The organism is Pseudarthrobacter sp. NPDC055928 (assembly GCF_042270935.1).
In the GTDB taxonomy this organism is placed as follows: domain Bacteria; phylum Actinomycetota; class Actinomycetes; order Actinomycetales; family Micrococcaceae; genus Arthrobacter.
Genome location: NZ_JBHJZH010000044.1, coordinates 1 through 2,402, shown reverse-complemented (window position 1 = coordinate 2,402; position 2,402 = coordinate 1). Strand labels below are relative to the sequence as shown.

Genomic DNA, 2,402 nt, shown 5'->3' with positions numbered 1-2,402 from the left:
TGAACTGCTCCCCGAAAGTTGGACTGAGAAATCAGTTCTGACTTTCGGGGAGCAGTTCTATGCATGGAAGAAGTACGTTGTCCGAGGAGCAGCGCGAGGCCGCGGTAGCGTTGTTTGAAACGGGTTGGGGTGCTTGGGCGGTAGCGACCCGACTCGGAGTAGGTAGAGGTGCCATCAAACGTTTGTATGGTCGATGGCGGACGCGCGGAGGTACGACGCTGATGGCGAAGCCAACACGACCGGTGTTCTCGTTTGAGTTCAAACTTGATGCTGTGCAGCGATACCGCGCGGGTGAGCCCAAAGTCGCCCTGGCGAAAGAGCTTGGGCTGTCCTCTCCACTGTTGCTCGAAAAGTGGGCGCGTCAGTACCGGACCGAAGGCGAGGACGGGCTGCGCCCCAAGCCGAAAGGCCGTCCGAAGACGAATCCCGGGACAGCAAGGAAACCTGAGTCTGAGGTAGAGCGACTGCGCCGTGAGAACGAACGCCTGCGGGCAGAGGTGGCCTTCCTGGGAAAAGTAAACGCCTTGAGGGACGAGGAACAGCGCTAAAGGTCCGCGCTGTCATCGCTCTCAAGGCTGAACACAGGTTGGAAGTTCTCCTGGACGTAGCCGGGTTAGCCCGGTCCACGTTCTTCTACCACCAGTCCCGACTTAGTGGCCCCGATCCACGGGCGTCCCTAAAGGCCGCTATTACGGAGATTTTCACGAAGAACCACGGCCGGTACGGGCACCGCCGGCTCCATATCGAACTCCTCAAGCAAGGATGGACGGTCGCCAAGAAGACCGTGCTCAAGCTGATGCGTTCCCTGCGGCTGGTCTGCAAGGTCCGAAGCAGGAAGCGGTACAACTCCTACCAAGGCGAACAGGGCATCGTGGCCCCGAACCTGCTGAAACGCCAGTTCGAAGCGGACGCCCCAGACCAGAAGTGGGTTACCGATGTGACCGAGTTCAGCGTCGGTGACCGGAAGCTCTACCTCTCACCGATCATGGACCTTTTTGACCGGCAGATCATCTCCTACGCGATTGGCACCTCGCCCAACCTGGAACTGACCAACGCCTCGCTACGCGGCGCCCTGGCCACGCTGGAAAACGGCCAGAAACCCCTCGTGCACTCCGACCAGGGATTCCAATATCAGCACAACTCCTGGCGCACACTCTTGGCGAACGCCGGCGCGGTCCAATCAATGTCACGCAAAGCCAACTGCTACGACAACGCCGTCATGGAGAACTTCTTCGGACACCTGAAAGAAGAGCTCTTCCACCGTGTCCGGTTCCTCAACACCGACGCACTGTCAGAGGCACTGCACGAGTACATGCGCTGGTACAACACCGAAAGAATCTCCACCAAGCTCAAAGGCCTGAGCCCGATGCAGTACCGTGCTCAGATGCTTGCCGCATAGGGTCCCCCTTAGCCAACATTCAGCGGCGACTTCACGGCACATCGCTCTCGGGCCCTCCCCAATACTCATCTCCTGTCAAGGAAAACTGGGTTACTGATGACGGAGAGGGGTCTAGGGCCTGTCCTCATTTTGCTTCCGTAGGTTTCGAGGATCGTCTGCGAGATCTCGCCTTGAAGATTACGGTCAGGACTATGGGAAGACCGGCGACAATAGTCTGGACGTATCGGGGATGGAATGATTCAACGGTGGATCCGTCAGTCATTGTGTACGAGCAGTAGAGTCCCAAGGGCAGGAACACATAGTCTCCTCTCACGGGCGGGTAATTCTCAGGGTTATGAATGGTGCCCTCTGGAAGATGCTTGTTGAGGCAATCTGAGGTAATCGAAAGGTCCAGCCGCACCACTGCCGCCCTGTCGATGAGACCCACGAAGCCGTACCACATAATGGACAAAACGGCTGCAAGAAGAAACGGCCGCCACTTTTCTGCCATAATCACCCCCCCACGAGGTTGTTCCGTTGCGCCACTATCGCACGTCAGGACCCATCTTGTATGTAGGTGGCATCGTCCCTGAGAGGCCCGTCCGCATGCCGTCCCAGTAGGGGGTCATCGGGCGGGCGGACCCGGGATCACCAGGTGGCCACATTTTGGTTCACCCACCCCTCTCGTAAGACTCCCGTAGACCCGTCCCGTTAATCGCACGGTGACAGGGCCTTCTCCGGCACTCTGTTCCTGTCAGGTCGCGGCTCAGTGATGATGCCGGCTATGGGCGATCAGAGACTCTTACCTTCGAATCAAGCCTGTTGCGACGATCATTAGAACCCCCATTCATCCTGCACTGCCCCGGGAAACCTCAAACGAACACTCGCTTTAGCTGCCATAGAACTTCCAGCAGCGACAGAAGTCCCCGTCCCAAATGGGACGGGGACTTCTTCGAAGGGCCGGTCCTTGGCCGCTAAAGTGGGACCCGCACATTAAGGAGTCCAACTTTTGGGGACCAGTTCA

The 2,402-nt window shown here is 58.1% G+C and carries 2 protein-coding genes; both read left to right on the top strand.

Annotated elements, in window-relative coordinates; all coding sequences use genetic code 11:
* The first annotated feature begins 221 nt into the window (after positions 1-221).
* Positions 222-548 carry a helix-turn-helix domain-containing protein gene (locus ACFC25_RS22655; protein ID WP_376049345.1) on the top strand — a complete coding sequence of 109 codons (327 nt, stop codon included), beginning with the start codon at positions 222-224 and terminating at the stop codon, positions 546-548.
* Positions 549-586: 38 nt separating this feature from the next.
* On the top strand, positions 587-1,399 hold the full coding sequence (locus ACFC25_RS22650; protein WP_376049342.1) for an IS3 family transposase: 813 nt from the start codon (positions 587-589) through the stop codon (positions 1,397-1,399).
* Positions 1,400-2,402 lie beyond the last annotated feature (1,003 nt).